Below are 25074 nucleotides of genomic sequence, written 5' to 3' on the forward strand. Positions count from 1 at the left end.
CTCCTTGCAGCGGCTGCTGGCTGACATGTGTCGGTGCGGCACAGCGCTCCGGCGGCCTGCCGGGGGCGGCCAATGCCGACCGACGCGGTTGGTTATCGGTCCACTGTAACCGGACTGGTGGGGACGGGCGTCCGGCTGCCGACCGCGTCGCATGTCGGCAAGGACACCCGTTCGCAGTGTGGCGTACTCGGCGGTAGGAATCCAGTCCTGGTGTCCAGGCTGTTCGTCCGCGGGCACCCCGTCTGCCTGTGCGAACGCCCACACAGGCGGACCCGGGGCCGCGGAAGCCGTCAGGGGAGGCGTTCGACGACCAGGTCCCACACACGGTCGGCGAGGTCGTCCTTGGGCCCGGTCGGGATGTCCGTGACGGAACCGTCGGCGCCCAGGACGACCGCCTGGTTGTCCTCCGTGCCGAACGCGCGCCCTCCCCCGACCTGGTTGACCACGAGGAGGTCGCAGCCCTTCCTCTCCAGCTTCGCGCGGCCGTTGGCGACGACGTCGTCGGTCTCGGCGGCGAACCCGACGATGGTCTGCCCGGGCGCCTCCGACGCCCGGGAGGCCACCAGGCCCGCCAGGACGTCCGGGTTCTCGACCAGCTCGATGGGCCCGGGGGCCGCACCGGACTTCTTGATCTTGGAGGCGACGCTCCTGACCGGCCGGAAGTCGGCGACGGCCGCGCTCATCACGACCGCGTCGGCGCCGCGCCTCTCGGCCTCCATCGCCTCGGCGAGCTCGGCGGCCGAGCCCACCCGCACGACACGGGCCCCGGCCGGGTCCGGCAGGGAGACGTTGGCGGCGACGAGGGTGACGTCGGCCCCGCGCGCCGCGGCGGTGCGGGCCAGGGCGTACCCCTGCTTGCCGGAGGAGTGGTTGCCGAGGAACCGGACCGGGTCGATGGCCTCCCTGGTGCCCCCGGCGGAGACGACGACGCGGCGGCCGGCCAGGTCGGGGGCGGCGGTTCCGCGGCGCAGGACCAGCCGTGCGGCCTCGAACAGCTCGGAGGGCTCGGGGAGGCGGCCGCGTCCGCTGTCGGCGCCGGTGAGGCGTCCCACGGCCGGGTCGAGGACGACGGCGCCCCGCGCGCGCAGGGTGGCCACGTTCGCCCGGGTGGCGGGGTGCTCCCACATCTCCGTGTGCATCGCGGGTGCGAACACCACGGGGCACCGCGCGGTGAGCAGGGTGTTGGTGAGGAGGTCGTCCGCCAGGCCGGCGGCGGCCCTCGCCATGAGGTTGGCGGTGGCCGGGGCCACGAACACGAGGTCGGCCTCCTGCCCGATGCGCACGTGCGGGACCTCGTCGACCCCGTCCCACACCCCGGTGGTGACGGGCTGTCCGGACAGGGCCGCCCAGGTGGGCTCGCCGACGAAGCGGAGGGCCTCGGCGGTGGGCACGACCCGGACGCGGTGGCCGGACTCGGTCAGACGGCGGAGCAGCTCGCACGCCTTGTAGGCGGCGATGCCGCCGCCGACGCCGAGGACCACCCGGGGAACGCTCTGTGTCTCACTCACAGGAAGGAGTTCTACCAGGCCCGGCCGGGCGGGCACGCGCCGACCCCGCGGACGGCCGCGCCCCCCGCGCGCCCGACGGGGCGGTGGAGGGCGGTGTGCGGGCTCCGGCGGCACGCCGCGGCAGCGCCGGACCCCGCCGCGCCTGCCGGCCCGTGGCACGGGACGGCCGCGGCGGAGGGGCGGATCAGGTGCCCTCGTAGGGCTCGGCGGTGAGCAGGCCGGACTTGACCTCGCGCAGGGCGATGGACAGGGACTTCTCCTGCACCTGGGTCTCGACCAGCGGGCCGACGTACTCCAGGAGGCCCTCGCCGAGCTGGGCGTAGTAGGCGTTGATCTGGCGGGCCCGCTTGGAGGCCATGGTGACCAGGCTGTACTTGCTGTCGACGAGCTGCAGCAGGTCGTCGATGGGCGGATTGGTGATGCCTTCGGCGACGGGCTCGGTACCAGCCACTTCGTTTACCCCCAGGGAAGGTCTCCGGCTCGTCGGAAGCCGTGACGTGATCGTTCGGGACGTGTTCGAGGATACGCGGCGCCTCCGGGGGCGAACCCGGCGCGGGCGGACGCGGGCGGCGGTGGCCGTGGGCCCCGCCGCTATCACACCTTGGGCGCGTCGATCAACGCTAGCAGCTCGGCGCACACTTCCTGCACGGACGTGTTGACGAGCGTGGTGTCGAACTCCTTCTCGGCGGCGAGCTCGACCTTGGCGACCTCCAGCCGGCGGCGGATGACCTCGTCGGACTCGGTGCCGCGCCCGGTGAGGCGGCGGACCAGCTCCTCCCAGGAGGGCGGCGCGAGGAAGACGTGGTAGGCCTCGGGCATGGTCTCGCGGATCTGGCGCGCGCCCTGGAGCTCGATCTCCAGCAGCACGGGGGCGCCGGCGGTCAGGCGGGCCTGGACGGGGCCGCGCGGGGTGCCGTAGCGGTTGCCCGCGAACCTGGCCCACTCCAGGAGCTCGTCCTCGGCGACGAGGCGGTCGAACTCCTCGTCGGTGACGAAGTGGTACTGGACGCCGTCCTGTTCGCCGGGCCGGGGCGCGCGGGTGGTGGCCGAGACCGAGAGCCACACGTCGGGGTGCTCGCGCCGCAGGTTGGCGACCACGGTGCTCTTCCCCACACCCGAGGGGCCGGACAGGACGATCAACCGCTTCTCGGCCGGACGGGACTCGGATGCGAGCTCAGGCATGTGTGTTCGGGGCTTCCCTTCGGGGCCTGTCCGCCGCGGGGCCGGAGGCCATCGGCCGCGCTCCGGGGACCTGGCGGGACCGGGCGCGTCGCCGTGCGGGCGGCTGCTGTGCGGGGGTGTCCGCGAACGGTCGCGGGAAGCTCCATTTATACCACCGAGCCGCGGTGCGGCGGACGGTTGTGACCTGGGGCCATCCGTCCGCCGACCGCGGCTCGCGCTGTGGCTTCACCGTGAGCCCGCCGCTGTCGCGGCGCGCTCTCCGCCGCGACTGTGGGGGACGCGGACGGGCCGGCGTACTGCGTACTGCTCCTACCGGGTGTTACTTGGTGAGGTCACCGAACTCGGCTTCCAGGGCCGCGCGCTGGTTGGTCCCCAGACCGCGGACACGGCGCGACTCGGCGATGTTGAGACGCTCCATGATCTGCTTCGCACGGACCTTGCCGACACCGGGGAGGGATTCCAGCAGAGCCGAAACCTTCATCTTGCCGATGACGTCGTCCTTGAGGCCGTTGGCGAGCACCTCGGACAACGAGATGCCGCCGTTCTTCAGCTTGTTCTTGACCTCCGCGCGCTCTTTTCTGGCCTTAGCGGCCTTCTCCAGAGCCGCGGTGCGCTGTTCAGGTGTGAGGGGAGGAAGGGCCACGCCGGGTCACCTCGGATTTCTACTCGTTTGTAGAGGGCGGACGCCTGCGCAAGTTAGTAGGTCTGACCCCTGTTAGGCAACGTAAAGTGCCCTTTCAGCGGCTATTTCATCGAACTAACTACGTAGAGTTACCATTCAATTGCGGTCGGAGACGAAATACAGGACCTTGGTCCCGATTGGGCCGAGCATAAAGCGCGTCACCAGCGCAGGTCACAGAGGGGTGACCCGGGTCACTCCGGGCAGCCTGTTCCGAGTTTCGGACACACCTAATTGGTGACCGTCAGTGATCCATAACCGCGCGTGATGAGCTCGCTTCGTTGGTTCGTCCCCGGGATCCTTCGATCCCCTCGCCCCTTCCCCCGGGACACCGTCGAAGGGTGCTCCCGGCGCCGTTCTCCCGTCCGTCCGCCTCCCCTAGACCCTGGCCCCGGCGCGCCGCACGGCGGCCGCGAGGGAGGCCGCCGCCGCGCCGGGGTCCGGCGCCCGCGTGATGGGGCGGCCGATGACCAACAGGTCGGCCCCCGCCCCGATGGCCTCCTCCGGGGTGGCGACGCGCGACTGGTCCCCCCTGTCCGCCCCCGCCGGGCGTACTCCCGGTGTGATGAGGGTGACGTCCGGCCCCACCTCCGAGCGCACCAGCGCCACCTCCCGGGGGGAGCACACCAGGGCGCGCGCCCCGGCGCCCACCGCCAGCGCGGACAGGCGCCGCACCGCGTCCCGGGCCGGGCCGAGCAGCCCCACCTGCTCCAGGTCCGCCTCGTCCATGGAGGTGAGCACGGTCACGGCGGCGATCCTGGTGTCCGGGGCCGCCTCCGCGGCCGCGCGGACCATGTCCGCCCCTCCGGAGGCGTGCACCGTGAGGAAGGAGGGGCGCAGCCACGCGACACTGCGCGCGGCGCCCTCGACCGTGGCCGGGATGTCGTGGAGCTTGAGGTCGAGGAAGACTCCGAGCCGGCCGGCCCCGCGCACCGCGCTGACCACCTCCGGGCCGTAGCGCAGGTACAGCTCCAGTCCCACCTTGACCGTACTCACGTGGGGTGCGACGGCCGAGGCCCAGGTGGCCGCCGTCTCGATGTCCCCGGCGTCGATCGCGACGGCGATGGGCGCGGAAGGCGCGGTCATGTCGGTCTCTCCAATCGTGTGCCACCGGCTCCGTGCCGGTGCGTGCAACATCTGCACGTGCTTACCGATGTGCTTACCGAAGCATCGGCCGATGCACGTCCACTGTCCTGTGCACACCATCAAGGTGTGCGATTCCCCGGATGAGTCGCTTCATGCGCCCATTCCGTATCACTTCCCCGTAACGGCCGCCCAGACGGACGCAGCCCGACGCTCCCCCGAGACCGCCCCCTTGCGCCAGGATGCGCCTGTTTGGTCGCACAGAGCCATCTCAACGCCGTTCAGGCCGGTCAGGGCCCTTGTGCGCCGTGTGCCCGACCTGTCACGCCCCGGCCCCCTGCCGGTGGGCCGCTCCCACCACGTCCGAGGCCCTGGTGAAGCCCCGCGCCTCCAGGGCCTCGGTGAACTCCCGGAGCACGCGGCTGCACGCGGACGGGTCGGAGAAGTTGGTCGTGCCGACCGCCACGGCGCTCGCCCCGGCCGCCATGAACTCCAGGACGTCGGCGCCCGTGCGGACACCGCCCATCCCGATGATGGGCACCCCGGGAAGCGCCTCGTGCACGCGGTAGACGCACCCCACGGCGAGCGGCCGGATCGCCGGGCCGGACAGCCCGCCCATCCCCCCGGCCACCGCGGGCCGCAGGGTGCGGGTGTCCACCGCCATGCCGCGCACGGTGTTGATCATGGACAGGCCGTCCGCGCGCGCCTCCACGCACGCCGAGGCCAGCTCCACCACGTCGGGGACGTCGGCGGCCAGCTTGGCCAGCACCGGCAGGTCCGAGCGGGCGTGGGAGCGCACCGTCTGCACCACCGCCGCCGCGTGGGAGGCGTCGTCGGCGAAGTGGCGCCCCGACGGGGCGGCCGGGTCGGGGCAGGACAGGTTCACCTCGATGGCGCTGACGCCGTCGGCCGCCGAGATCCGCCTGGCCAGCTCGCCGAACTCGCCCACCCCCGCCCCGGCGATGGAGACGATGGCCCGGCCGCCGCGGGCCAGCAGCCAGGGCAGGTCCCGCTGGAGGAACACGTCCACCCCGGGGCCCTGCATGCCCGTCGTGCTCAGCATGCCGCTGGGCGTCTCGGCCATGCGCGGCGCCGGACGCCCCGCGTGGGGCTCCAGCATCACCGACTTGGTCGTCACGGCGCCGATCGACGCGATGTCGAAGAACTGGGACAGTTCACGGCCGGAGCCGGCGCATCCGGCGGCGGTCACCACGGGGTTGGGCAGGTCCATGCCGCCCACCCGGGTCCTGAGGTCTGCGTTCACGTGCCTTCACTCGGTCGTGTGTGTGTCGCCGCCCGGGTCAGGCGATGTCGCGCGCCGACTCGGCGGCGCGGGCGGCGCTGGAGCCCTTCCACCCCGGGGCGCCCAGGGCGTCGAAGGGGATGGTCCCCACGTCGTCGAAGCGCACCTGTTCGCCGCGGAACACCGGTCCGTCCACGCAGGAGCGCACCATGCGGGTGATGCCGTCCTCCCCCACCACGGGGATCACGCAGGTCATGCAGATCCCCGTGCCGCAGGCCATGGTCTCCTCCACCGCCACCTGGACGGGGACCCCGTGGCTGCCCGCCACCGCGGTGACGGCGCGGAGCATGGGCATCGGGCCGCAGGCGTACACCGCGTCGGACCGGCACTCCTCGATCACGCGGCCCAGGACGTCGGTGACCCGGCCCCTGGTGCCGAACGAGCCGTCGTCGGTGGTGAAGGCGGCGGTCTCGGCGATGCGGCGGGCGGTGATCGCGCTGAACACCCGGTCGGCGGAGGCCCCGCCGAGCACGAAGTCGACCCGGCACCCGCGCCTGCGCAGCGACTGGGCGAGCGGGAACAGCGGCGCGCTGCCGGAACCGCCGCCCACGAGCACGCAGTTGACGGGTTCGCGCGGCAGCGGGAACGGCCGGCCCAGGGGGCCGACCACGTCCAGCAGGTCGCGCGACCTCCGCTCGGACAGCCAGGCGGTGCCGGTGCCGCGCACGGAGAACAGGAACTCGACGGTGCCGCCGTAGTCGGGCTTGACGTCGTGGATGGCGAAGGGACGGCGCAGCAGGGTGCTGGAGTGGTCGCCGCCGACCGCCACCGAGACGAACTGGCCCGAACGGAACCGCTCGGCGATCCCCGGGGCGACGACGGTGATGGCGTAGTAGGCGTCCACCCTGCGCACGTTCAGCACGGGGCACCTGACCTGCACCGGTCCGTTGTCGCTCATGGTCTCGGAGAAGCCTCTCTCGCCTCGGGCGCGCGGGCTCGCGGAGTCCCCGCGGCGCCCGCACTCTACTGCCGGGGCCCCGCCCGGAGGCGGGGCAGCCCTGTCCCTACAGCCTAGGCCGTTCGGTGGGCGTGCCCCGCTCAGCGCACCGGCGCCGCCCCGGGGGGACGGCGCCGCGGCCGCCTCCCCCCGGCCCGTGCCCGGCGGATCGGGGGCACGCGCCGCCGGTGGCCGGACCGCCCCGTGGCGCTCCTCACACCCTGTCCCGTCCGGGGCCCGCCCGGGCCCCGGACGGGGAGGCCCGGCTACTCCCGGCCGGCGTTGAGCGTCCTGGCGTGCTCCTGGAGGGAGCGCACCCCGACGTCGCCGCGCACGCGCGCCTCGATGGCCTGGACGGCCGCGGCCAGCCCCTGCACGGTGGTGACGCTGGGCACGCCGCGCACCACCGCGGCGGTGCGGATCTCGTACCCGTCCAGACGCGGCCCGGCCTGGCCGGCGCTGCCGAACGGGGTGTTGACGATGAGGTCCACCCCGCCCTCGTGGATGAGCTGCACGATCGTGCGCTCCCCGTTGGGGCCGGGGCCCGCGCTGTGCTTGCGCACGACGGTGGCGCGCACGCCGTTGCGGCGCAGCACCACGGCGGTGCCCTCGGTCGCGAGGATGTCGAAGCCCAGGTCGGCGAGCCGCTTGACCGGGAAGATCATCGAGCGCTTGTCGCGGTTGGCCACGGAGACGAACACCTTGCCCCGGGTGGGCAGGGAGCCGTTCACGGCCAGCTGGGACTTGGCGTAGGCGGCGCCGAACTCGACGTCCAGGCCCATGACCTCGCCCGTGGAGCGCATCTCGGGGCCGAGGATGGTGTCGACCCCCTCGCCCTCCTTGTCGATGAACCGGTTGAACGGCAGCACGGCCTCCTTGACCGACACCGGGGCGTCGGCGGGCAGGTCGCCCCCGTCGCCGGTGGCGGGCAGCATGCCCTCGGCGCGCAGGTCCGCGATGGACGTGCCCGCCATGACGCGGGCGGCGGCCTTGGCGAGCGGCACCGCGGTCGCCTTGGACACGAACGGCACGGTGCGGGAGGCGCGCGGGTTGGCCTCCAGCACGTTGAGCACGCCCGAGGCCAGCGCGTACTGGACGTTGATCAGGCCGCGCACGCCGGTGCCGCGGGCGATCGCCTCGGTGGAGTAGCGGATGCGCTCGATGTCCTCCTGCCCCAGGGTGATCGAGGGCAGGGTGCAGGCCGAGTCGCCGGAGTGGATGCCGGCCTCCTCGATGTGCTCCATGACCCCGCCCAGGTACAGGTCGGTGCCGTCGTAGATCGCGTCCACGTCGATCTCGATCGCGTCGTCCAGGAAGCGGTCGATGAGCACCGGGTGCTCGGGGCTGACCTGGGCGTTGCGCTCGATGTAGTCGGCGAGCATCGTCTCGCTGTAGACGATCTCCATGCCCCGGCCGCCCAGCACGTAGGAGGGGCGGACCATGACGGGGTAGCCGATCTCGTCCGCCGCGGCCTTGGCCTCGGCGAAGGAGTAGGCGGTGCCGTACTTGGGTGCGGGCAGCCCCGCCTCGGCGAGGACCTTGCCGAACTCGCCGCGGTCCTCGGCCAGGTCGATGGCCTCGGGGCTGGTGCCGATGATGGGCACCCCGTTCTCCTTGAGCCGGCGGGCCAGCCCGAGGGGGGTCTGGCCGCCCAGCTGGACGATGACCCCGGCGACCGTGCCGCTGAGCTGCTCGGCGCGGACGACCTCCAGCACGTCCTCCAGGGTGAGCGGCTCGAAGTAGAGCCGGTCGCTGGTGTCGTAGTCGGTGGAGACGGTCTCGGGGTTGCAGTTGACCATCACGGTCTCGTACCCGGCCTCGGAGAGGGCGAAGGAGGCGTGGACGCAGGAGTAGTCGAACTCGACGCCCTGGCCGATGCGGTTGGGCCCCGAGCCCAGGATGATGATCTTGGGCTTGTCGCCGTCGGGGACCTCGGTCTCCTCGTCGTAGCTGGAGTACAGGTACGGCGTCCGGGCGGCGAACTCGGCGGCGCAGGTGTCCACGGTCAGGTAGACGGGGTGGATGCCGAGGGCGTGGCGGAGTTCGCGGACGACGTCCTCGCTCCGGCCGGTGATCTCGCCGATCTGGAGGTCGGAGAAGCCGAGGCCCTTGGCCTCGCGGAGCAGGTCGGCGTCGAGCTTGGGCGCCTCGGCGAGGACGCGCGCCGCCTCCTCCAGCCGGAGCATCTGGTCCAGGAACCACGGGTCGATCCTCGTGGACTCGTGGAGCTCCTCGACGGTGGCCCCGGCGCGGAAGGCCTGCTGGACCTGGCGCAGCCGGTGCTCGGTGGGGACGGCGGCCCTGCGGAGGAGCTCGTCCTTGTCACCGGGGCTGCCCGCCCAGGTCAGCCCCACCCCGGCCTTCTCCAGCGAGCGCATGGCCTTCTGGAGGGCTTCGGGGAAGGACCGGCCGATGGCCATGGCCTCGCCCACCGACTTCATCGTGGTGGTGAGGGTGGGGTCGGCCCCGGGGAACTTCTCGAAGGCGAACCGCGGGACCTTGACGACCACGTAGTCGAGCGTGGGCTCGAAGCTGGCCGGGGTCTCCTTGGTGATGTCGTTGGGGATCTCGTCGAGGGTGTAGCCGACGGCGAGCTTGGCGGCGATCTTGGCGATCGGGAAGCCCGTGGCCTTGGAGGCCAGGGCGGAGGACCGCGAGACCCGGGGGTTCATCTCGATGACGATGACCCGGCCGGTGGTGGGGTGGACGGCGAACTGGATGTTGCAGCCGCCGGTGTCCACGCCGACCTCGCGGATGACCGCGATGCCGAGGTCGCGGAGCTCCTGGTACTCGCGGTCGGTGAGGGTCATGGCGGGGGCGACGGTGATCGAGTCGCCGGTGTGCACGCCCATGGGGTCGAGGTTCTCGATGGAGCAGACCACCACGACGTTGTCGTTGGTGTCGCGCATGAGCTCCAGCTCGTACTCCTTCCAGCCGAGGATGGACTCCTCCAGGAGCACCTCGGTGGTCGGGGAGAGCGCAAGGCCCTGTCCGGCGATGCGGCGCAGCTCGGTCTCGTTGTGCGCGAAGCCGGAGCCCGCGCCGCCCATGGTGAAGGAGGGGCGCACGACGACCGGGTAGTTCAGCGCCTCGGCGGCGTCCAGGCACTCCTGGAGGGTGTGGCAGATGCGCGAGCGGGCGGACTCGCCGCCGATCCGCTCGACGATGCGCTTGAAGCTCTCGCGGTCCTCGCCGGACTGGATGGCGTCGATGTTGGCGCCGATGAGCTCGACGCCGTACTTGTCCAGGATCCCGGCCTCGTGCAGGGAGACGGCGGCGTTGAGCGCGGTCTGCCCGCCCAGGGTGGGCAGGAGCGCGTCGGGGCGCTCCTTGGCGATGATCTTCTCGATCATCTCGGTGGTGATCGGCTCGACGTACGTGGCGTCGGCGATCTCGGGGTCGGTCATGATCGTGGCCGGGTTGGAGTTGACCAGGATGACCCGCAGGCCCTCGGCCCGCAGGACACGGCAGGCCTGGGTGCCCGAGTAGTCGAACTCGGCCGCCTGCCCGATCACGATCGGGCCGGAGCCGACCACGAGGACGGATGAAAGATCACTACGGCGCGGCATGCTCTTGTTCCTCTAACTACTTGGCAGCCGGAGCGGGCTGGGCGTCGGACATCAGGGTGACGAACTCGTCGAAGAGCTCGGCGGCGTCGTGGGGGCCCGCGGCGGCCTCCGGGTGGAACTGGACGCTGAACACGGGCCGGTCCAGCAGCCGCAGGCCCTCGACGACCTGGTCGTTGAGGCCGATGTGGCTGACCTCGGCCCGGCCGTAGGGGGTGTCGAAGGGGGTGTCGAGCGGGGCGTCCACGGCGAAGCCGTGGTTCTGGCTGGTGATGGCGACCTTGCGGGTGCGGGTGTCGATCACCGGCTGGTTGACGCCGCGGTGGCCGAAGGGCAGCTTGTAGGTGCCCAGGCCCAGGGAGCGCCCCAGGATCTGGTTGCCGAAGCAGATGCCGAAGAGCGGCTTGCCCGCGTCCAGGACGCCGCGCATGGCGTCGACGGGGCCGTCCGCGGTGGCGGGGTCGCCGGGGCCGTTGCTGAAGAACACGCCGTCCGGGTCCAGGGCGAGGATGTCCTCCGCGGTGGCCGCGGAGGGCAGGACGGTGACCCTGCAGCCGCGCTCGGCGAGGCGCTGGGGGGTCATGGCCTTGATGCCGAGGTCGACGGCGGCGACGTGGAACCGGGTCGGGACGCCCTCGGGGGGCAGGACCTCGTAGGCGGCGTCCGTGCTGACCTCGGCGGCCAGGTCGGCGCCGGCCATGCGGGGCGCCTCCAGGACGCGGGCGAGGAGCTTCTCCGGGTCGGTCTCGACGGTGCTGACGGCCGCGCGCATGGCGCCCCGGTCGCGCAGGTGGCGGGTGAGGGCGCGGGTGCCGGTGAGGGCGATGCCGACCACGCCCTGGCGGCGCAGCTCCTCGTCCAGGGTCCGGCGGGCCCTCCAGTTGGAGGTGATGCGCGCGGGCTCGCGGACGACGTACCCGGCGACCCAGATGCGGCCGGACTCGGGGTCGTCGTCGTTGACGCCGGTGTTGCCGATGTGCGGCGCGGTCATCGTGACGATCTGGCGGTGGTACGAGGGGTCGGTGAGCGTCTCCTGGTACCCGGTCATGCCGGTGTTGAAGACGATCTCGCCGAAGGTCTCGCCGGTGGCGCCGAAGGATCGGCCGCGGAAGACCCGGCCGTCCTCGAGCACCAGAATCGCCGGTCCGCCGGTTTCCTCGGACACGTTTCCCCCCTCTGCCGCACCAGGACCGGCCTGGGCGTTCGCTGCTGTCGCTGCCGTGTTCACTTGATCTTGCCTTCCAGGACGGTGGGGGTGCCGCGCAGGAACGTGGCGCGGACCCGGCCCGGCAGGGTCATGCCCCGGAAGGGGGTGTTGCTGCTCTTGGTCGCCATGGCCGCACCGTCCACCGCGACCGGGTCGGCCGGGTCGTACAGGACGACGTTGGCGGGCTCGCCCTCCGCGAGCTCGCGGCCGTGCCCCCCGACGCGGCCGATGCGGGCCGGCGCCGCGGACATGCGGTCGGCGACCCCGGCCCAGGTGAGCAGACCGGTGTCGACCATCGTCCTCTGCACGACCGCCAGGGCGGTCTCCAGACCGACCATGCCCATCGCGGCGGTGGACCACTCGGTCTCCTTCGCCTCCCTCGGGTGCGGGGCGTGGTCGGTGGCGACGATGTCGATGGTCCCGTCGGCCAGGCCCTCGCGCAGTGCCTCCACGTCCTCGGCCGTGCGCAGGGGCGGGTTGACCTTGTAGATCGGATCGTAGCTCTCCACCAGCTCGTCGGTGAGGAGCAGGTGGTGGGGGGTGACCTCCGCGGTCACGTCGCAGCCGCGGGCCTTGGCCCAGCGGATGATGTCGACCGAGCCCTTGGTGGAGACGTGGCACACGTGCAGGCGCGAGCCGACGTGCTGGGCGAGCAGGCAGTCGCGGGCGATGATCGCCTCCTCCGCGACGGCGGGCCAGCCGGGCAGGCCGAGCCGGTCGGAGACGCGGCCCTCGTTCATCTGCGCGCCCTGGGTGAGGCGGGGCTCCTGGGCGTGCTGGGCGACGACGCCGTCGAAGGCCTTGACGTACTCCAGGGCCCTGCGCATGAGCAGGGCGTCGGAGACGCAGATGCCGTCGTCGGAGAAGACGCGCACCCGGGCGGCGGACTCGGCCATCGCGCCGATCTCGGCGAGCCGCTCCCCCGCCAGGCCCACGGTGACGGCGCCGACCGGGCGCACGTCGCAGTAGCCGGCCTCGCGGCCCAGGCGCCAGACCTGCTCGACGACCCCCGCGGTGTCGGCGACGGGGTCGGTGTTGGCCATGGCGTGGACGGCGGTGTAGCCGCCGGCCGCGGCGGAGCGGGAGCCGGACGCGACGGTCTCGGCGTCCTCGCGCCCGGGCTCGCGCAGGTGGGTGTGCAGGTCCACCAGTCCGGGCAGGGCGACCAGTCCGGTCGCGTCGACGGTCTCGGCCCCCTCGGGGGCCTCCAGGTCGGGGCCGATCGCGGTGATCAGGCCGTCGGCCATGAGGATGTCGACGGGGTCCCCGCCGAGCGGGCGGGCGCCGCGGATCAGGTGCGGTCCGTTGGTGTCGGGCATGGCGGTGGTGACTTCCTCGTGTTCTCGGGTGGAGGCGTGGTTCGCGCGGGCGCCGGCGGGAGGGCGCTCACCGCGCGGGGCCGGCTCGGGCGCCGGCGGGCGCCGGCCCCCGGGGCGCCGGTCGCGGGACGGGGCGGCGTCTCCCGGGGAGGGCGCGGGCTAGGAGCCGCCGAGCAGCAGGTAGAGCACGGCCATGCGCAGGCTGACGCCGTTGGCGACCTGCGCGGTGACGGTGCACCGGGGCGAGTCGGCGACCTCGGCGGCGATCTCCATGCCGCGGACCATCGGTCCGGGGTGCATGACGATGGCGTGCTCGGGCATCCGGGCCAGGCGCGCGCCGTCGAGGCCGTAGTTGCGGCTGTACTCGCGCACGGACGGGAAGAACGAGTCGCGCATGCGCTCGGCCTGCACGCGGAGCATCATCACGACGTCGGACTTGGGCAGCACGTCGTCGAGGTCGTAGGAGACCTCGCACGTCCAGGTGTCCACCGAGACCGGCAGCAGGGTGGGCGGCGCGACCAGGGTGACGTGGGCCCCCAGGGTGGTGAGCAGCAGGACGTTGGAGCGCGCGACGCGGCTGTGCAGGATGTCGCCGACGACGGCCACCCTGAGGCCGTCCAGGCGCCCCAGCCGCTCGCGCATCGTGTACGCGTCGAGCAGTGCCTGGGTGGGGTGCTCGTGGGTGCCGTCGCCCGCGTTGAGGACGGAGCCGTCCACCCAGGTGGCGAGGCGGTGGGCGGCCCCCGAGGCGCTGTGCCGGATGACGACGGCGTCGGCCCCCATGGCCTGGAGGGTCAGCGCGGTGTCCTTGAGGCTCTCGCCCTTGGAGACGCTGGAGCCCTTGGCCGAGAAGTTGATGACGTCGGCGGACAGGCGCTTGGCGGCGAGCTCGAAGGAGGTGCGGGTGCGCGTGGAGTCCTCGTAGAAGAGGTTGACGACGGTGCGGCCGCGCAGGGTCGGGAGCTTCTTGACGGAGCGGTCGCCGACCTGGGCGAGTTCGGCCGCGGTGTCCAGGACGAGGGTGGCCTCGTCCCTGCTGAGGTCTCCGGTGGAGAGCAGGTGGCGCATCAGGCGTTCCCCTCGGTGGAGCCGGGACGGGGGCCGGGGGCCCCGGGTCGGAGGCCTCCGTCCCGGGAGGCGCCGGACGGGGGCCGCGAGGGGCCGAGCAGGACCGCGTCGTGTCCGTCGGTCTCCTCCAGGCGCACGGTGACGTTCTCGCGCAGGGAGGTGGGCAGGTTCTTGCCCACGTAGTCGGCGCGGATGGGCAGTTCGCGGTGGCCCCGGTCCACGAGCACGGCGAGCTGGACGGCGCGGGGCCGGCCCAGGTCGCCGAGGGCGTCGAGGGCGGCGCGCACGGTGCGGCCGGAGAAGAGCACGTCGTCCACGAGGACGACGACGCGGTCGTCGAGTCCGCCGCCGGGGATCTCGGTCCTGCCGAGGGCGCGCACGGGGGCCGATCTGAGGTCGTCGCGGTACATCGTGATGTCGAGGGAGCCGACGGGGACGGCGAGGTCCTCGACGCGTCCGATGCGCTGCGCCAGGCGCCGGGCGAGCGGGACACCGCGGGAGGGGATGCCCAGGAGGGTGACGTCCCCGCCGCCCTTGGTGCGTTCGAGCACCTCGTGGGCGATGCGGGTCAGAGCCCGGTTGATCTCGTTGCCGTCGAGGACGGCGCGGGTGCCGTCGGGCACCTCGGGTGACGGTTCGGCGACGCCTTCGGCATCACCTTGCGTCGGCTTTCGGACACGCAAAGCAGTGACCCCTTCCCTGCCTCACAGAACAGGTCGTTAAAGGATGTCGATCGGCCCCACGCTACCAGCGGCGATCGGGCCACCCGAGGGGCGGTCCGAGGTCGAAAACAGCCAATGTGACTCTGGTCACACTATTGGGGGGACTCTCATCGCCCAGGAGTAGCCATATCGCCACGCAGTGGATACGACCACAGAATGGTTGAAAGGTGAAATTCCCTGTAGAAACGGGCTTTGTGGACCAGCGCGACGCCCCTCTCGTCCCGAACCGTCCGGACATGAGAGGAGTCTCACTTACGCACGGTTTGGCCACCGATTAGTCGCGTTTCACACCAACGGCTTGACCTGGGGGGCAGACCCCCCTACCGTCACTGTCTGTAACCACTACCGGGTGGGGTTGCACCCCGTGACCATCCGCTGAGCCGCACAGGCGGTTCGCCGAGTACGAGCGGACGTCCCCCCACCACGCCAGCCACCGTCACGGCCGGGAGCGACAAGAACATGCCATCCGAATACGCCAAGTCCCTCGGTGCGCGACTGCGCGCCATCCGCACCCAGCAGGGCCTGTCCCTGCACGGGGTGGAAGAGAAGTCCCACGGACGCTGGAAGGCCGTCGTGGTCGGCTCCTACGAGCGCGGCGACCGCGCCGTCACCGTCCAGAAGCTGGCCGAGCTGGCCGACTTCTACGGGGTCCCCATGTCGGAGCTGCTGCCGGGCGGCGCCGCGCCGACGCCTCTGGGCCCGACACCCAAGCTGGTGATCGACCTGGAGCGCATGCAGCAGCTGCCGCAGGAGAAGGCGGGACCGCTCTCCCGCTACGTCGCCACCATCCAGAGCCAGCGCGGCGACTACAACGGGCGCGTGCTGTCCATCCGCCAGGAGGACCTGCGTTCACTCGCGGTCATCTACGACAAGTCGCCCGGCGACCTGACCGAGGAGCTGATCAACTGGGGGGTCCTCGACCCCGAGGCGCGCCGCGCGGTCGACGCCTTCTAGGGCCCGGGGAACACACGAAGGTCGCACCCGCTCGACGAGAACCGGCACCCCGCGGGGCGCCGGTTCTCGTCGTGTCCGGGGCCGGCGCAACGGCGCGGCCGGGCGTGGGGCTTCCCCTCCCCAACCCGGCCGCGCCGCACTCCGCCGGGCGGACCCGGCGGAAGTAAATCGAACTCCTGTTCGATAGAAGCCAGTTAACCCCAGCCCGTCCGACCCGTCAAGGTCCCCCGCGCCGAGGGCGCGTCGGCGGCCCGTGCCCTAAAATCGGGCTGTGGTAGCCGATACCGAGTTGCGCGAACTGGCGCCGCCCGCCTTCACGCACGCCGTCCCCGCGCTGCTCCGGGTGTACGAGGCCGCCATGCGCCCGCCGCCCGAGCAGCTGCCCGGCCGCGCGGCCGTCATGAACGGCCACGCCTACTACCCGGGCTTCCGCGCCGTGGTCGCGCTCCGCGACGGGCGCCCCGTCGGCTTCGCCTACGGCTTCCACGGCGTGCGCGGCCAGTGGTGGCACGACATGGTCGCCGAGGGGCTGCACGCCGGCGGGCGGGCGCGCCAGGCGCGCCGCTACCTCGCCGACCCCCTGGAGATCGCCGAGGTGCACGTCCACCCCGAGGCGCAGAACCAGGGCGTGGGACGGGCCGTGCTCCACGCCCTGTGCGAGGGGCGCGGTGAGCGCACCGCCGTCCTGTCCACGCGGACGGGGCCGTCGGCGGCGCGCCACCTCTACCGCTCGTGCGGGTTCACCGAGGTGCTGGAGGACTTCGCCTTCCCGGGCAGCCCCGACCAGCCCTTCTCGATCATGGCCGCGCGTCTGCCCCTGACGGGCTCCGGCGACCGGAGACCTCACGGAAGATCTGCCTGGTGGCCTTGGACTGGTTCGAGGTGATGAAGTGGATGCCCGGCGCGCCCTCGTCGAGCAGGCGCTCGCACATGCGCTGGGCGTGCTCGATGCCGAAGGCCCGCACCGCCTCGGCGTCGTCGCCGAAGGACTCGAACCGCTCCGCCAGGGCGCGCGGGAAGGGGGCCCCGGAGAGCTTCTCCGAGCGCGGGATGAAGGACGAGCGGACCACGGGGAACACCTCGGGGATGATCGGCACCTCGCACCCCCGGGCCGCCACGCGGTCGCGCAGCCGCAGGTAGTCCTCCGGGTCGAAGAACATCTGGGTGATGGCGTAGTCGGCGCCCGCCTCGCACTTGCGCACGAAGTGGTCGGTGTCGGTCTCCACGTCGGCCGAGCGCGGGTGCTTGTACGGGAACGCGGCCACGCCCACGCAGAAGTCGCCGCTGTCCTTGAGGAGGCGGACGAGCTCCTCGGTGTAGGTCAGCCCGTCGGGGTGGCTGACCCACTCGCCGTCGGGGTCGCCGGGAGGGTCTCCCCGCACGGCGAGCATGTTGGAGACGCCGGCGTCCGCGAAGCGCCCGATGAGGTGGCGCAGCTCGGCGACGGAGTGGTCGACGAGCGTCATGTGCGCCACCGGCAGCAGGGTGGTGTCGGTGGCGATGCGCTCGGTCGTCTCCACGGTCAGCCCGCGCGTGCTGCCGCCCGCGCCGTAGGTGACCGAGACGAAGGACGGGCCGAGTGCCTCGATCTCCCGGATCGCGCGCCACAGCCGCTCCTGCGACTGGGGCGTGCGCGGTGGGAAGAACTCGAAGGAGAACATCGGCTCGCCCGCGTTGAGGAGTTCGCGGATATGACGCGGCCTGGGGGCCGGGCTTCGGGGCGCCACGGGGCGTGTCGGTGCTGCCAGCATGTGCACCAGCTTAGGCGAAGCGCACTCACGGACAGGGACCGGCGTCCCACAGTGCGAGACCGTGTCCGGGCCGTCCGGCGCGGGGCGCGCCCGGTGGGGCGCGGACCCGCCCGCCCCGGCGGAGCGGGTCGGCCGAACCGGGGTGAGGACGCCCCGAACAGCCGATAACGTGCAGGACATGGCCCCTTCCTCTTCTTCCACTTCCGCACTCTCCCCGTCCGTCTTCGCGGCCCGCCCCGCGGTGGACCGCGAGCTGGCCGGGTTCGGCGCCGCGCACCGCGAGCTGGTCCTGGGGATCGGCGAGGAGCTGGCACCCGCCATGGACGCCCTGGAGGCGATGCTCTCCGGCGGCAAGCGCCTGCGCCCGACCTTCTGCTACTGGGGGTGGAGGGGCGCCGGGGGCGCCGCCGACGACGAGCGGCTGATCCGTGCCGCCGCGTCCCTGGAGTACCTCCAGGCGTGCGCGCTCATCCACGACGACGTGATCGACAACAGCGACACCCGCCGCGGGCTGCCCGCCACCCACAAGCGGCTGGCCGGGCTGCACGCCGACCAGGGGTGGGGCGGCGACGGCGACGGGTTCGGCCGGGGGGCGGCGATCCTCATCGGCGACCTGTGCCTGGTCTGGTCGGACGAGATGTACCAGGCCAGCGGGTTCCCGCCGGAGGTGCTGCGGGACGGGCGGCGCCCCTTCGACGCGATGCGCACGGAGGTGATGGCCGGGCAGTACCTGGACACCCTGGAGCAGGTGCGCAGCACGAGCACCCGCGAGGCCGCCCTGCGCGTGATGCGGTACAAGTCGGCCAAGTACACGGTGGAGCGCCCCCTGCACCTGGGTGCGGCCCTGGCGGGCCGGTACGAGGAACTGGCGGGGGTCTACACGGACTACGGCCTCCCGCTGGGCGTGGCCTTCCAGCTGCGCGACGACGTCCTCGGCGTGTTCGGCGACCCGTCCACCACGGGCAAGCCCGCCGGCGACGACCTGCGCGAGGGCAAGCGGACACTCATCGTCGCCGAGACGCTGGCCCGCACAGGGGCCGCCGACGGCGAGCGCTTCGCCTCCCTGCTGGGCGACCCCGACCTGTCGGTGGACGCGGTCGAGTGGATGTGCGGGCTGATCGAGGGCTCGGGCGCGCTGCGCGCCTGCGAGGACCTCGTCGAGGAGTACGCCGGACAGGCCGTGGCCGCCCTGGACAGCCCCGAGCTGGACGCGGACGCCCGCGAGCCGCTGCGCGCCCTGGTGGTGGCGGCGACCGCGCGCACCCACTGAACCCGGCCCTGAGGGGATCTTCAGGGGTTTCCCAGCGCGAAAGTACGTTGTGCCCGACTTCGTCCTCCGGTTGAATCGTCGAAAGACCTAGCGCGACCGGAGGACACCCCATGTCTGGGCACACCGTCTCACGAGGCCCGACGGACGCGGGTGAACGGGCGCTCGCCCCCGACCTGGCACGCGGGTTCATGCTCCTGTTCATCGCGATCGCCAACACCGTCTGGTACCTGTGGGCCGTCCCCATGGGCGGTCTGAGCGCCCACCCGGAGCCCGGGGGCGTGCCGGACGCGGCGGCGCAGTTCTTCACCGTCGTCGCGGTCGACGGGCGCAGCTACCCGATGTTCGCGTTCCTGTTCGGCTACGGCATGGTGCAGCTCGCGCGGCGCCAGGAGGCCGCGGGAGCGGACGCGGGGGCCGTCGACGCGCTGCTGCGCCGCCGCAACCTGTGGCTGCTCGCGTTCGGCCTCGTGCACGCGCTGCTGCTGTGGATGGGCGACGTCCTGGGCGCCTACGGACTGGCCGGCCTGCTCCTGGGCTGGCTGTTCCTGCGCCGCAGGGACACCACCCTGCTGGTGTGGGCCGGGCTCCTGACCGGCCTCATGCTGCTGCTGTCGGCCGCCAGCCTGGTCGGCCTGGCGCTCATGCCCGCGGACCAGCCCGCGATGGCGGGTCCGGGCATGGACGACATGGCCTTCAACATCGGCAACCCCTCGATCCTGGGCGCCGCGGTCGGGCGGCTGTCGGTGTGGCCGCTCATCGTGCTCGGCCAGGGCCTGCTCGGCCTGACCGTGCCCACGGCGATCCTGCTCGGCTTCTGGGCGGCGCGCCGCCGGATCCTGGAGGAACCGGGCCGCCACCTGGCCCTGCTGCGGCTGACGGCCGCCGCCGGCATCTCCCTCGGGTGGCTGGGCGGCCTCCCCTCCGCGCTCGTCCAGGTCGGGGCGTGGGACCTGACCGTCTCCCAGGGCGGCATGCTGGCCCTGCCCCACATGGTGACCGGCCTGGCCTGCGGCGTCGGCTACGTGGCGCTGATCGCCCTGGTCGCCCACCGGATCCGGGCGGGGGACCGCGGGCCCGGCCCGGTGGTGACCGCCCTGAGCGCGACCGGCAAGCGGTCGCTGTCGGCGTACCTCGCCCAGTCGGTCCTGTGCGCGCCGGTCCTGACCGCCTGGGGGCTGGGGGTCGCGGCCCACCTGTCGCCGTGGTCGATGTTCCTGTTCGCGGTGGGGGTCTGGCTGGTGACGGTGGCCGGCGCGTACGCGCTGGAGCGCGCGGGCAGGCGGGGCCCGGCCGAGGTGCTGCTGCGCCGGCTGGCCTACCGGGGGACCGGACGGGGGTCGTCGGAGGGCGCCCCCGGAGGCGACGGCGCAGGCCCTCCCGCGGGGCCCGGCGAGGGGAAGGGCCAAGAGCGCACCACCCCCTGACCCGGAGGCGCAAAAAGCCGCGTGCCGGTGAGTGCCCGGCAGGCCCTCGTACCTCAGGATGGGGTGTCATGGGCGACGATCACATGACAAACCACACCATAGGTGTGACCGGGGCGACCGGGGCGCTGGGCGGGCGGGTGGCAGCCCGGATCGCACGGCTCGGATTGGCGCAGCGCCTCGTCGTGCGCGACATCAACCGGGCGCCGGAGTACCCGGGCAGCACCGCGGCGATGGCGGCCTACGAGGACACGGCGGGCTTCGAGCGGGCCTGCCGGGGTGTGGACACACTGTTCCTGGTCTCGGCGACCGAGTCCGAGGACCGGATGGACGTCCACCTGAGCGCGGTGGACGGGGCGGTCCGCGCGGGGGTGTCCCGGATCGTCTACCTGTCCTTCCTGGGGGCTGGTCCGGCCGCCACGTTCACGTTCGCGCGCACGCACTTCTACACCGAGGCCCACATCAGGTCGACGGGGGTGCGGTACACGTTCCTGAGACCCAGCCTGTACCTGGACCTGCTGCCCGGCTGGGTGGGGGACGACGGCGTGGTGCGCGGCCCGGCCGGCGACGGCCGGGTCGCGTGGGTGTCCCGGGACGACGTGGCGGACGTGGCGACGGCGGTGCTGACCGACCCGGCGACCGCGCTCGCCTCGGAGGACACGACCCACGACGTCACCGGCCCGGAGGCCCTGACCCTCGGAGCCACGGTCGACAAGCTGGGAACGCTCACCGGCCGCTCCGTCCGCTACGTGCCGGAGACCTGGGAGGAGGCGCTGGAGTCGCGCCGCGCCACCGGCGCCCCGGAGTGGGCCGTCGAGGGGTGGGCCTCGTCGTACGCCGCGATCGCCGCGGGTGAGCTCGACGAGGTCGCCCCGACGGTGCCCAAGCTGACCGGCCACCCGGCCCAGTCCATCGAGGGGTTCCTCCGGCGCCATCCGAGCGCCCTGTCGCACGTCGGGGTCTGACCACCGCCCGCCCGCCACCGCCGCGCCCCGTGCGCGGCGGTTTCGTCGTCCCGGGGACTTCTCTCGCACCGGGACTTGACCTCAATATTAGTTGAGGCACCAGGCTGGGCACCGCCGGCGGAGAGCACGGCGCGACAGCGAGGAGATCCGGTATGCGAGCGGTACGGGTGGACGGGTTCGGCGGCCCCGAGGTCCTGGTGGCCCGGGAGGTGCCCGAACCGGAGCCGGGGCCCGGGCAGGTCGTGGTGGAGGTGGCGGCGTCCAACGTGATGTACCTGGACACGCTGGTCCGCAGCGGATGGGGACTGGACCACTTCCCGGTGGAGCCCCCGTACGTGCCGGGCGCGGGGGTGGCCGGGACCGTGGTCCGGGTCGGCGAGGGGGTGGCCCCGGAGAGGGTCGGCGCGCTGGTCGTCACCGACACCGGCCGTGCCGCCCCGGAGGGGGGCGAGCCCGTGCCCCCCTTCGGCGGGTACGCCCAGCGGGTCGCCGTCCCGGCGTCGGGACTGGTCGACGTCCCGGAGGGCCTGGCCCCGGAGCAGGCGCTGGCACTCCTGCACGACGGGCCCACCGCCCTCTCGCTGGAGCGCAGCGGCGGGTTCGGCCCGGGCACGTGGGTGCTCGTGCTGGCGGCGACGGGCGGGGCCGGCAGCCTGGCGGTCCAGCTCGCCGCCGCGGCCGGGGCGCGCGTCGTGGGCGCCGCCCGGGGCCCGGAGAAACTGGCCCTCGCCCGTGAGATGGGGGCGGAGGCGGTCGTGGACTACTCCGAGCCCGGATGGGTGGAGCGGGTCCGCGAGGCCACCGGCGGCGCGGGCGCCGACGTGGTCCTGGACGGGAGCGGCGGCGACCTCGGCGAGGCGGCGTTCGGCGCCGTGGCCGACGGCGGACGCTTCCTCTCCTACGGCTCCGCGGGGGGCCGCTTCTCCGAGGTGGACGCCGGGGAGGCGGAGCGCCGCGGGATCGAGGTGTTCGGCCTCTTCGACCTGGAGGACGGGAAGGAGGGTCGGAGCGGCGCCGTGCGCCGGATCCTGGAGATGGCCCGCTCCGGGCGCGTGAGACCGCATGTGGGGCTGACGCTGCCCCTGGAGCGGGCGGAGGAGGCCCACCGGGCGCTGGAGGAGCGCCGGGTCCTGGGCAAGGTGCTCCTCGTGCCGTGAGGGCGGTGGGGCGGACCACCGGTCGGGCGCAGGCGGTCGCGCCGCCGGGGGCGGGGCCGACCGCGGGGCCGCTCCCTCCCCCGGGGGCGGGGCGGCGTCCTCGCCCTCCCGGGGTCCGGCGGGGCCGGTAGGCGCCGCTCAGCCCCCGGTGCGGGCGGTCAGGCGCTCGCGCAGCCCGGCCGCGGCGGCCCGGGGGTCCTCGGCCTCGGTGATCGCGCGCACGACCACGACCCGGCGGGCGCCCGCCTCCACCACCGCGTCGATGTTGGTCGCGTCGATCCCGCCGATGGCGAACCACGGGCGGTCCGTGCCCAGCGCGGCGGCGCGTTCGACCAGGGACAGGCCCGCCGCGGGACGGCCCGGCTTGGTGGGGGTGGCCCAGGTGGGCCCGACGCAGAAGTAGTCGCTCCCGGCCTCCTCGGCGGAGGAGGAGGCGGCCGCGATGTCGTTGTTGGAGCGGCCGATCACGGGGTCCGCCCCGATGATGTCGCGGGCCATGGGCACCGGCAGGTCGCGCTGGCCCAGGTGCAGGACGTCGGCGCGCACCGCGCGGGCGATGTCCGCGCGGTCGTTCACCGCGAGCAGGGCCCCGTGCCGCTCACAGGCCTCCCGCATGACCTCCAGGGCCGCGATCTCCTCGCGGGCCTCCAGCCCCTTGTCCCGGAGCTGGATGATGTCCACCCCTCCGGCCAGGGCCGCGTCGGTGAACTCGGCGAGATCACCGCGCCCGGTCCGGGCGTCGGTGCACAGGTACAGAAGGGATGCGTCCAGGCGCTTGCGCAGGCTGGTTCCGTGGCTGGTCCTCACCCCGCCCACCCTAGGCCCTCGCCGGCCGGCCCCCGAGGGGAGGCCGCCCGACGGCGCGCCGCGTCCCGGGCCGTGTTCCGCGGGTCGTCCCGGGCCCGCGTCCGCGGACCACGCGCTAGAAGGCCATGCTCTGGGCGCGGCGGCGCACCTCGGTGCCCCGGTTCTCGCGCATCGCCTGGATGGGCGTGCCCGGCAGGGTGTCGTCGGGGGTGAAGAGCCAGCGCAGGGCCTCCTCCGTGGAGAAGCCCGCGTCGGTCAGCAGCACCAGGGTCCCGGGCAGCCCCTTGACGAGGTCGTCGCCGTCGATGAAGGCGGCGGGGACGGACAGCTGCCCTCCGCGGACCACACCCATCATGCGGTTCTCGCGGATCAGGGTCTTGATCCGGTTGGGGCTCACGCCGAGCGGCGCGGCCGCCTCCTTCAGGGTCAGCCACTCGCCGACCAGCGTGTCTATGTCGATGTCGCTTCGTGTCACCCTCCCAATCTGCCACATCCGCACGGGGCCCGGACACCTTCCGGCGCCGCGGGGGCCGGGCGCCGTGGAGATCCCCACCACTGCCACGCATTCCGGGAGGAGGTTCTAGGATGGGGACAGACCTCTGCACATCCCGCGGGAGCCGGGTGGGACCCGGCTGAGAGGGAGGCTGTGAGCCTCCGACCGCACGAACCTGATCCGGGTCATGCCGGCGAAGGGAGTGGGAACAGCGCCGTGCGCACGAAGAACGATCCCCGCCGCGAAACGATTCGTCCTACCGGTGGCGGCACAGGGGACGCGCCGGAACGGACCGTCGTCGTGGTCGGCGGCGGCCTCGTGGGGAGGGTCACCGCCTGGCGGGCCGCCCAGGAGGGCCTCCGCGTCACCCTGGTCGAACCCGACCCCGTGACCGGCCCCGCCGGCGCCCGTGCCGCCTCCACCGTCGCGGCGGGCATGCTCACCCCGGCCACCGAGGCCGTGTTCGGCGAGGAGCCCCTCATGGAGTTCGGGGTCCGCTCCGCGGGCATGTACCCCGGGTTCGTCGCCGAGCTGGAGGCCGCCGGCGGGATCCGCGTGGGCTACCGCACCACCGGGACCCTCCTGGTGGCCTTCGACCGCGACGACATGGCCGTCCTCACCGACCTGCACCGGCTCCAGGAGCGCCTGGGCATCGCCACCGAGCGCCTGACGAGCCGCGAGTGCCGCCGGCTGGAGCCGGTGCTCGCCCCGTCCGTGCGCGGCGGCGTGCTCGCCCCCGACGACCACTCCGTCGACCCCCGGCTGCTGCTGCGCGCCCTGGCCGCGGCGGGCGGACGCGCGGGAGTCACCGGGACCGCCGGTCGGGCGGAGGAGGTCACGGCCCCCGGCCCCGGGGGCGCCCGGCTGGGCGTGCGCCTGGACGACGGCCGGGTCCTGCCCGCCCACCAGGTCGTCCTGGCCGCAGGCTGCTGGAGCGACCGCGTCAAGGTGCCCGAACCGGTGGTGCCGCCGCTGCGCCCGGTCAAGGGCCAGCTCCTGCGCGCCCGGGTGCCGGCCGGCGAGCCGCCCCTCGTCGGCCGCACGGTCCGGGGCCTGGTGAGGGGCTTCACCACCTACCTGGTGCCGCGCGCCGACGGAGAGGTGGTCATCGGCGCCACCCAGGAGGAGCTGGGCTACGACACCTCGCTCACCGCCGGGGGCCTCTGGCAGGTCCTGAGGGACGCGCGCGAGCTCGTCCCGGGGGTGACCGAGCTGGAGGTCACCGAGACCTGCGTGGGCCTGCGCCCGGGCTCACCGGACAACGAGCCCCTGCTGGGGCCGACCCGGGTCCCCGGCCTGCACCTGGCCGCGGGGCACTTCAGGCACGGGGTCCTGCTGACCCCGGCCACCGGGGAGGCCATGGCGCGCGCCCTCACCACGGGCGCCCTGCCGGAGTACGCGCGCAGGTTCGCCGCGGACCGGGTGTCCGGCGACGCGCACACGACGACGTGGGAGTAGGAGAGGCAGTGCAACTCATCATCAACGGCGACCTCCGCGAGTTCGCCGACGGCACGACCGTGGAGGCGGTCGTCCGCGACCTGACCGCGCCGGGCGGCGGCACGATCCCCGGCGGGATCGCCGTGGCCGTCAACGACGAGGTGGTGCGCCGGGCCGCGTGGGCGGACGGCGCGCTGGGCGCGGGCGACCGCGTGGACGTCCTCACCGCGGTCCAGGGAGGCTGA

General features: G+C 73.4%; 23 protein-coding genes and 1 riboswitch. Of the genes, 8 read left to right on the forward strand and 15 right to left on the reverse strand.

What is annotated here, in order from left to right; translation table 11 throughout:
- Positions 1–290: 290 nt before the first annotated feature.
- From coaBC to pyrR, 12 genes are all read right to left on the reverse strand, one after another.
- Entirely contained in the window at positions 291–1481 is a 1191-nt protein-coding gene (coaBC, locus tag ABZ234_RS20750; protein WP_267950309.1) for a bifunctional phosphopantothenoylcysteine decarboxylase/phosphopantothenate--cysteine ligase CoaBC, read from the reverse strand.
- Positions 1482–1692: 211 nt separating this feature from the next.
- The gene (rpoZ, locus tag ABZ234_RS20755) at positions 1693–1959 is read right to left on the reverse strand and encodes a DNA-directed RNA polymerase subunit omega (RefSeq protein WP_267948918.1); all 267 of its coding nucleotides are present in this window, start codon (positions 1957–1959) and stop codon (positions 1693–1695) included.
- Positions 1960–2102: 143 nt separating this feature from the next.
- The gene (gmk, locus tag ABZ234_RS20760) at positions 2103–2690 is read right to left on the reverse strand and encodes a guanylate kinase (protein ID WP_267948917.1); all 588 of its coding nucleotides are present in this window, start codon (positions 2688–2690) and stop codon (positions 2103–2105) included.
- Positions 2691–3009: 319 nt separating this feature from the next.
- Entirely contained in the window at positions 3010–3333 is a 324-nt protein-coding gene (gene mihF / locus ABZ234_RS20765) for an integration host factor, actinobacterial type (RefSeq protein ID WP_267948916.1), read from the reverse strand.
- A gap of 414 nt (positions 3334–3747) precedes the next feature.
- Positions 3748–4455 (reverse strand): orotidine-5'-phosphate decarboxylase, encoded by a 708-nt coding sequence (gene pyrF, locus ABZ234_RS20770; RefSeq protein ID WP_355013152.1) that lies wholly within the window; start codon positions 4453–4455, stop codon positions 3748–3750.
- 319 nt (positions 4456–4774) lie between these two features.
- Positions 4775–5716 carry a dihydroorotate dehydrogenase gene (locus tag ABZ234_RS20775; RefSeq protein WP_355013153.1) on the reverse strand — a complete coding sequence of 314 codons (942 nt, stop codon included), beginning with the start codon at positions 5714–5716 and terminating at the stop codon, positions 4775–4777.
- A 37-nt stretch (positions 5717–5753) separates the two neighbouring features.
- A complete protein-coding gene (locus ABZ234_RS20780) occupies positions 5754–6653 on the reverse strand; it encodes a dihydroorotate dehydrogenase electron transfer subunit (protein ID WP_267948913.1) in 900 nt (299 codons plus the stop codon).
- 305 nt (positions 6654–6958) lie between these two features.
- Complete coding sequence (gene carB / locus ABZ234_RS20785; RefSeq protein ID WP_355013154.1) at positions 6959–10261, reverse strand: carbamoyl-phosphate synthase large subunit; 3303 nt, start codon at positions 10259–10261, stop codon at positions 6959–6961.
- 16 nt (positions 10262–10277) lie between these two features.
- Complete coding sequence (gene carA / locus ABZ234_RS20790; RefSeq protein ID WP_267948911.1) at positions 10278–11423, reverse strand: glutamine-hydrolyzing carbamoyl-phosphate synthase small subunit; 1146 nt, start codon at positions 11421–11423, stop codon at positions 10278–10280.
- Positions 11424–11482: 59 nt separating this feature from the next.
- Positions 11483–12784, reverse strand: coding sequence for a dihydroorotase (locus tag ABZ234_RS20795; RefSeq protein ID WP_267948910.1), 1302 nt, complete (start codon positions 12782–12784; stop codon positions 11483–11485).
- Between the two features lie 159 nt (positions 12785–12943).
- On the reverse strand, positions 12944–13852 hold the full coding sequence (locus ABZ234_RS20800) for an aspartate carbamoyltransferase catalytic subunit (protein ID WP_267948909.1): 909 nt from the start codon (positions 13850–13852) through the stop codon (positions 12944–12946).
- On the reverse strand, positions 13852–14475 hold the full coding sequence (pyrR, locus tag ABZ234_RS20805; RefSeq protein ID WP_267948908.1) for a bifunctional pyr operon transcriptional regulator/uracil phosphoribosyltransferase PyrR: 624 nt from the start codon (positions 14473–14475) through the stop codon (positions 13852–13854). The genes ABZ234_RS20800 and pyrR overlap by 1 nt, the downstream gene beginning before the upstream one ends.
- Positions 14476–15033: 558 nt before the next feature.
- Between pyrR and ABZ234_RS20810 the strand changes: the two genes are divergently transcribed.
- Positions 15034–15528, forward strand: coding sequence for a transcriptional regulator (locus ABZ234_RS20810; protein WP_013154123.1), 495 nt, complete (start codon positions 15034–15036; stop codon positions 15526–15528).
- A 271-nt stretch (positions 15529–15799) separates the two neighbouring features.
- Positions 15800–16414 (forward strand): GNAT family N-acetyltransferase, encoded by a 615-nt coding sequence (locus ABZ234_RS20815; RefSeq protein WP_267948907.1) that lies wholly within the window; start codon positions 15800–15802, stop codon positions 16412–16414.
- Here the strand turns inward: ABZ234_RS20815 and metF are convergent.
- Positions 16326–17255, reverse strand: a complete 930-nt coding sequence (gene metF, locus ABZ234_RS20820; protein WP_355013158.1) for a methylenetetrahydrofolate reductase [NAD(P)H] — start codon at positions 17253–17255, stop codon at positions 16326–16328. The two genes, ABZ234_RS20815 and metF, sit on opposite strands and share 89 nt — an antisense overlap.
- A gap of 202 nt (positions 17256–17457) precedes the next feature.
- Here metF and ABZ234_RS20825 point away from each other — a divergent pair, with 202 nt between their 5' ends.
- The 4 genes from ABZ234_RS20825 to ABZ234_RS20840 all read left to right on the forward strand — a co-directional run bounded on the left by ABZ234_RS20825 (position 17458) and on the right by ABZ234_RS20840 (position 22092).
- Positions 17458–18549, forward strand: a complete 1092-nt coding sequence (locus ABZ234_RS20825) for a polyprenyl synthetase family protein (protein ID WP_344182864.1) — start codon at positions 17458–17460, stop codon at positions 18547–18549.
- A 110-nt stretch (positions 18550–18659) separates the two neighbouring features.
- Positions 18660–19973 (forward strand): DUF418 domain-containing protein, encoded by a 1314-nt coding sequence (locus ABZ234_RS20830; protein ID WP_355013155.1) that lies wholly within the window; start codon positions 18660–18662, stop codon positions 19971–19973.
- Between the two features lie 68 nt (positions 19974–20041).
- Positions 20042–20935 (forward strand): SDR family oxidoreductase, encoded by an 894-nt coding sequence (locus ABZ234_RS20835; RefSeq protein WP_267948904.1) that lies wholly within the window; start codon positions 20042–20044, stop codon positions 20933–20935.
- A gap of 152 nt (positions 20936–21087) precedes the next feature.
- Entirely contained in the window at positions 21088–22092 is a 1005-nt protein-coding gene (locus tag ABZ234_RS20840; RefSeq protein ID WP_267948903.1) for a zinc-binding dehydrogenase, read from the forward strand.
- A gap of 138 nt (positions 22093–22230) precedes the next feature.
- On the opposite strand, the gene thiE is transcribed toward ABZ234_RS20840, so the two are convergent.
- A complete protein-coding gene (gene thiE / locus ABZ234_RS20845) occupies positions 22231–22899 on the reverse strand; it encodes a thiamine phosphate synthase (protein ID WP_330157729.1) in 669 nt (222 codons plus the stop codon).
- Positions 22900–23014: 115 nt separating this feature from the next.
- Entirely contained in the window at positions 23015–23392 is a 378-nt protein-coding gene (locus ABZ234_RS20850) for an Rv2175c family DNA-binding protein (protein ID WP_267950307.1), read from the reverse strand.
- 107 nt (positions 23393–23499) lie between these two features.
- Positions 23500–23612, forward strand: a riboswitch (TPP riboswitch).
- 29 nt (positions 23613–23641) lie between these two features.
- Here ABZ234_RS20850 and thiO point away from each other — a divergent pair.
- Together thiO and thiS are read left to right on the forward strand one after the other, a co-directional pair.
- Entirely contained in the window at positions 23642–24850 is a 1209-nt protein-coding gene (gene thiO / locus ABZ234_RS20855) for a glycine oxidase ThiO (RefSeq protein ID WP_355013159.1), read from the forward strand.
- A gap of 8 nt (positions 24851–24858) precedes the next feature.
- Positions 24859–25074, forward strand: a complete 216-nt coding sequence (gene thiS / locus ABZ234_RS20860; RefSeq protein WP_267948901.1) for a sulfur carrier protein ThiS — start codon at positions 24859–24861, stop codon at positions 25072–25074.

It is taken from the genome of Nocardiopsis sp. NPDC006198 (assembly GCF_040613895.1).
In the GTDB taxonomy this organism is placed as follows: domain Bacteria; phylum Actinomycetota; class Actinomycetes; order Streptosporangiales; family Streptosporangiaceae; genus Nocardiopsis; species Nocardiopsis tropica.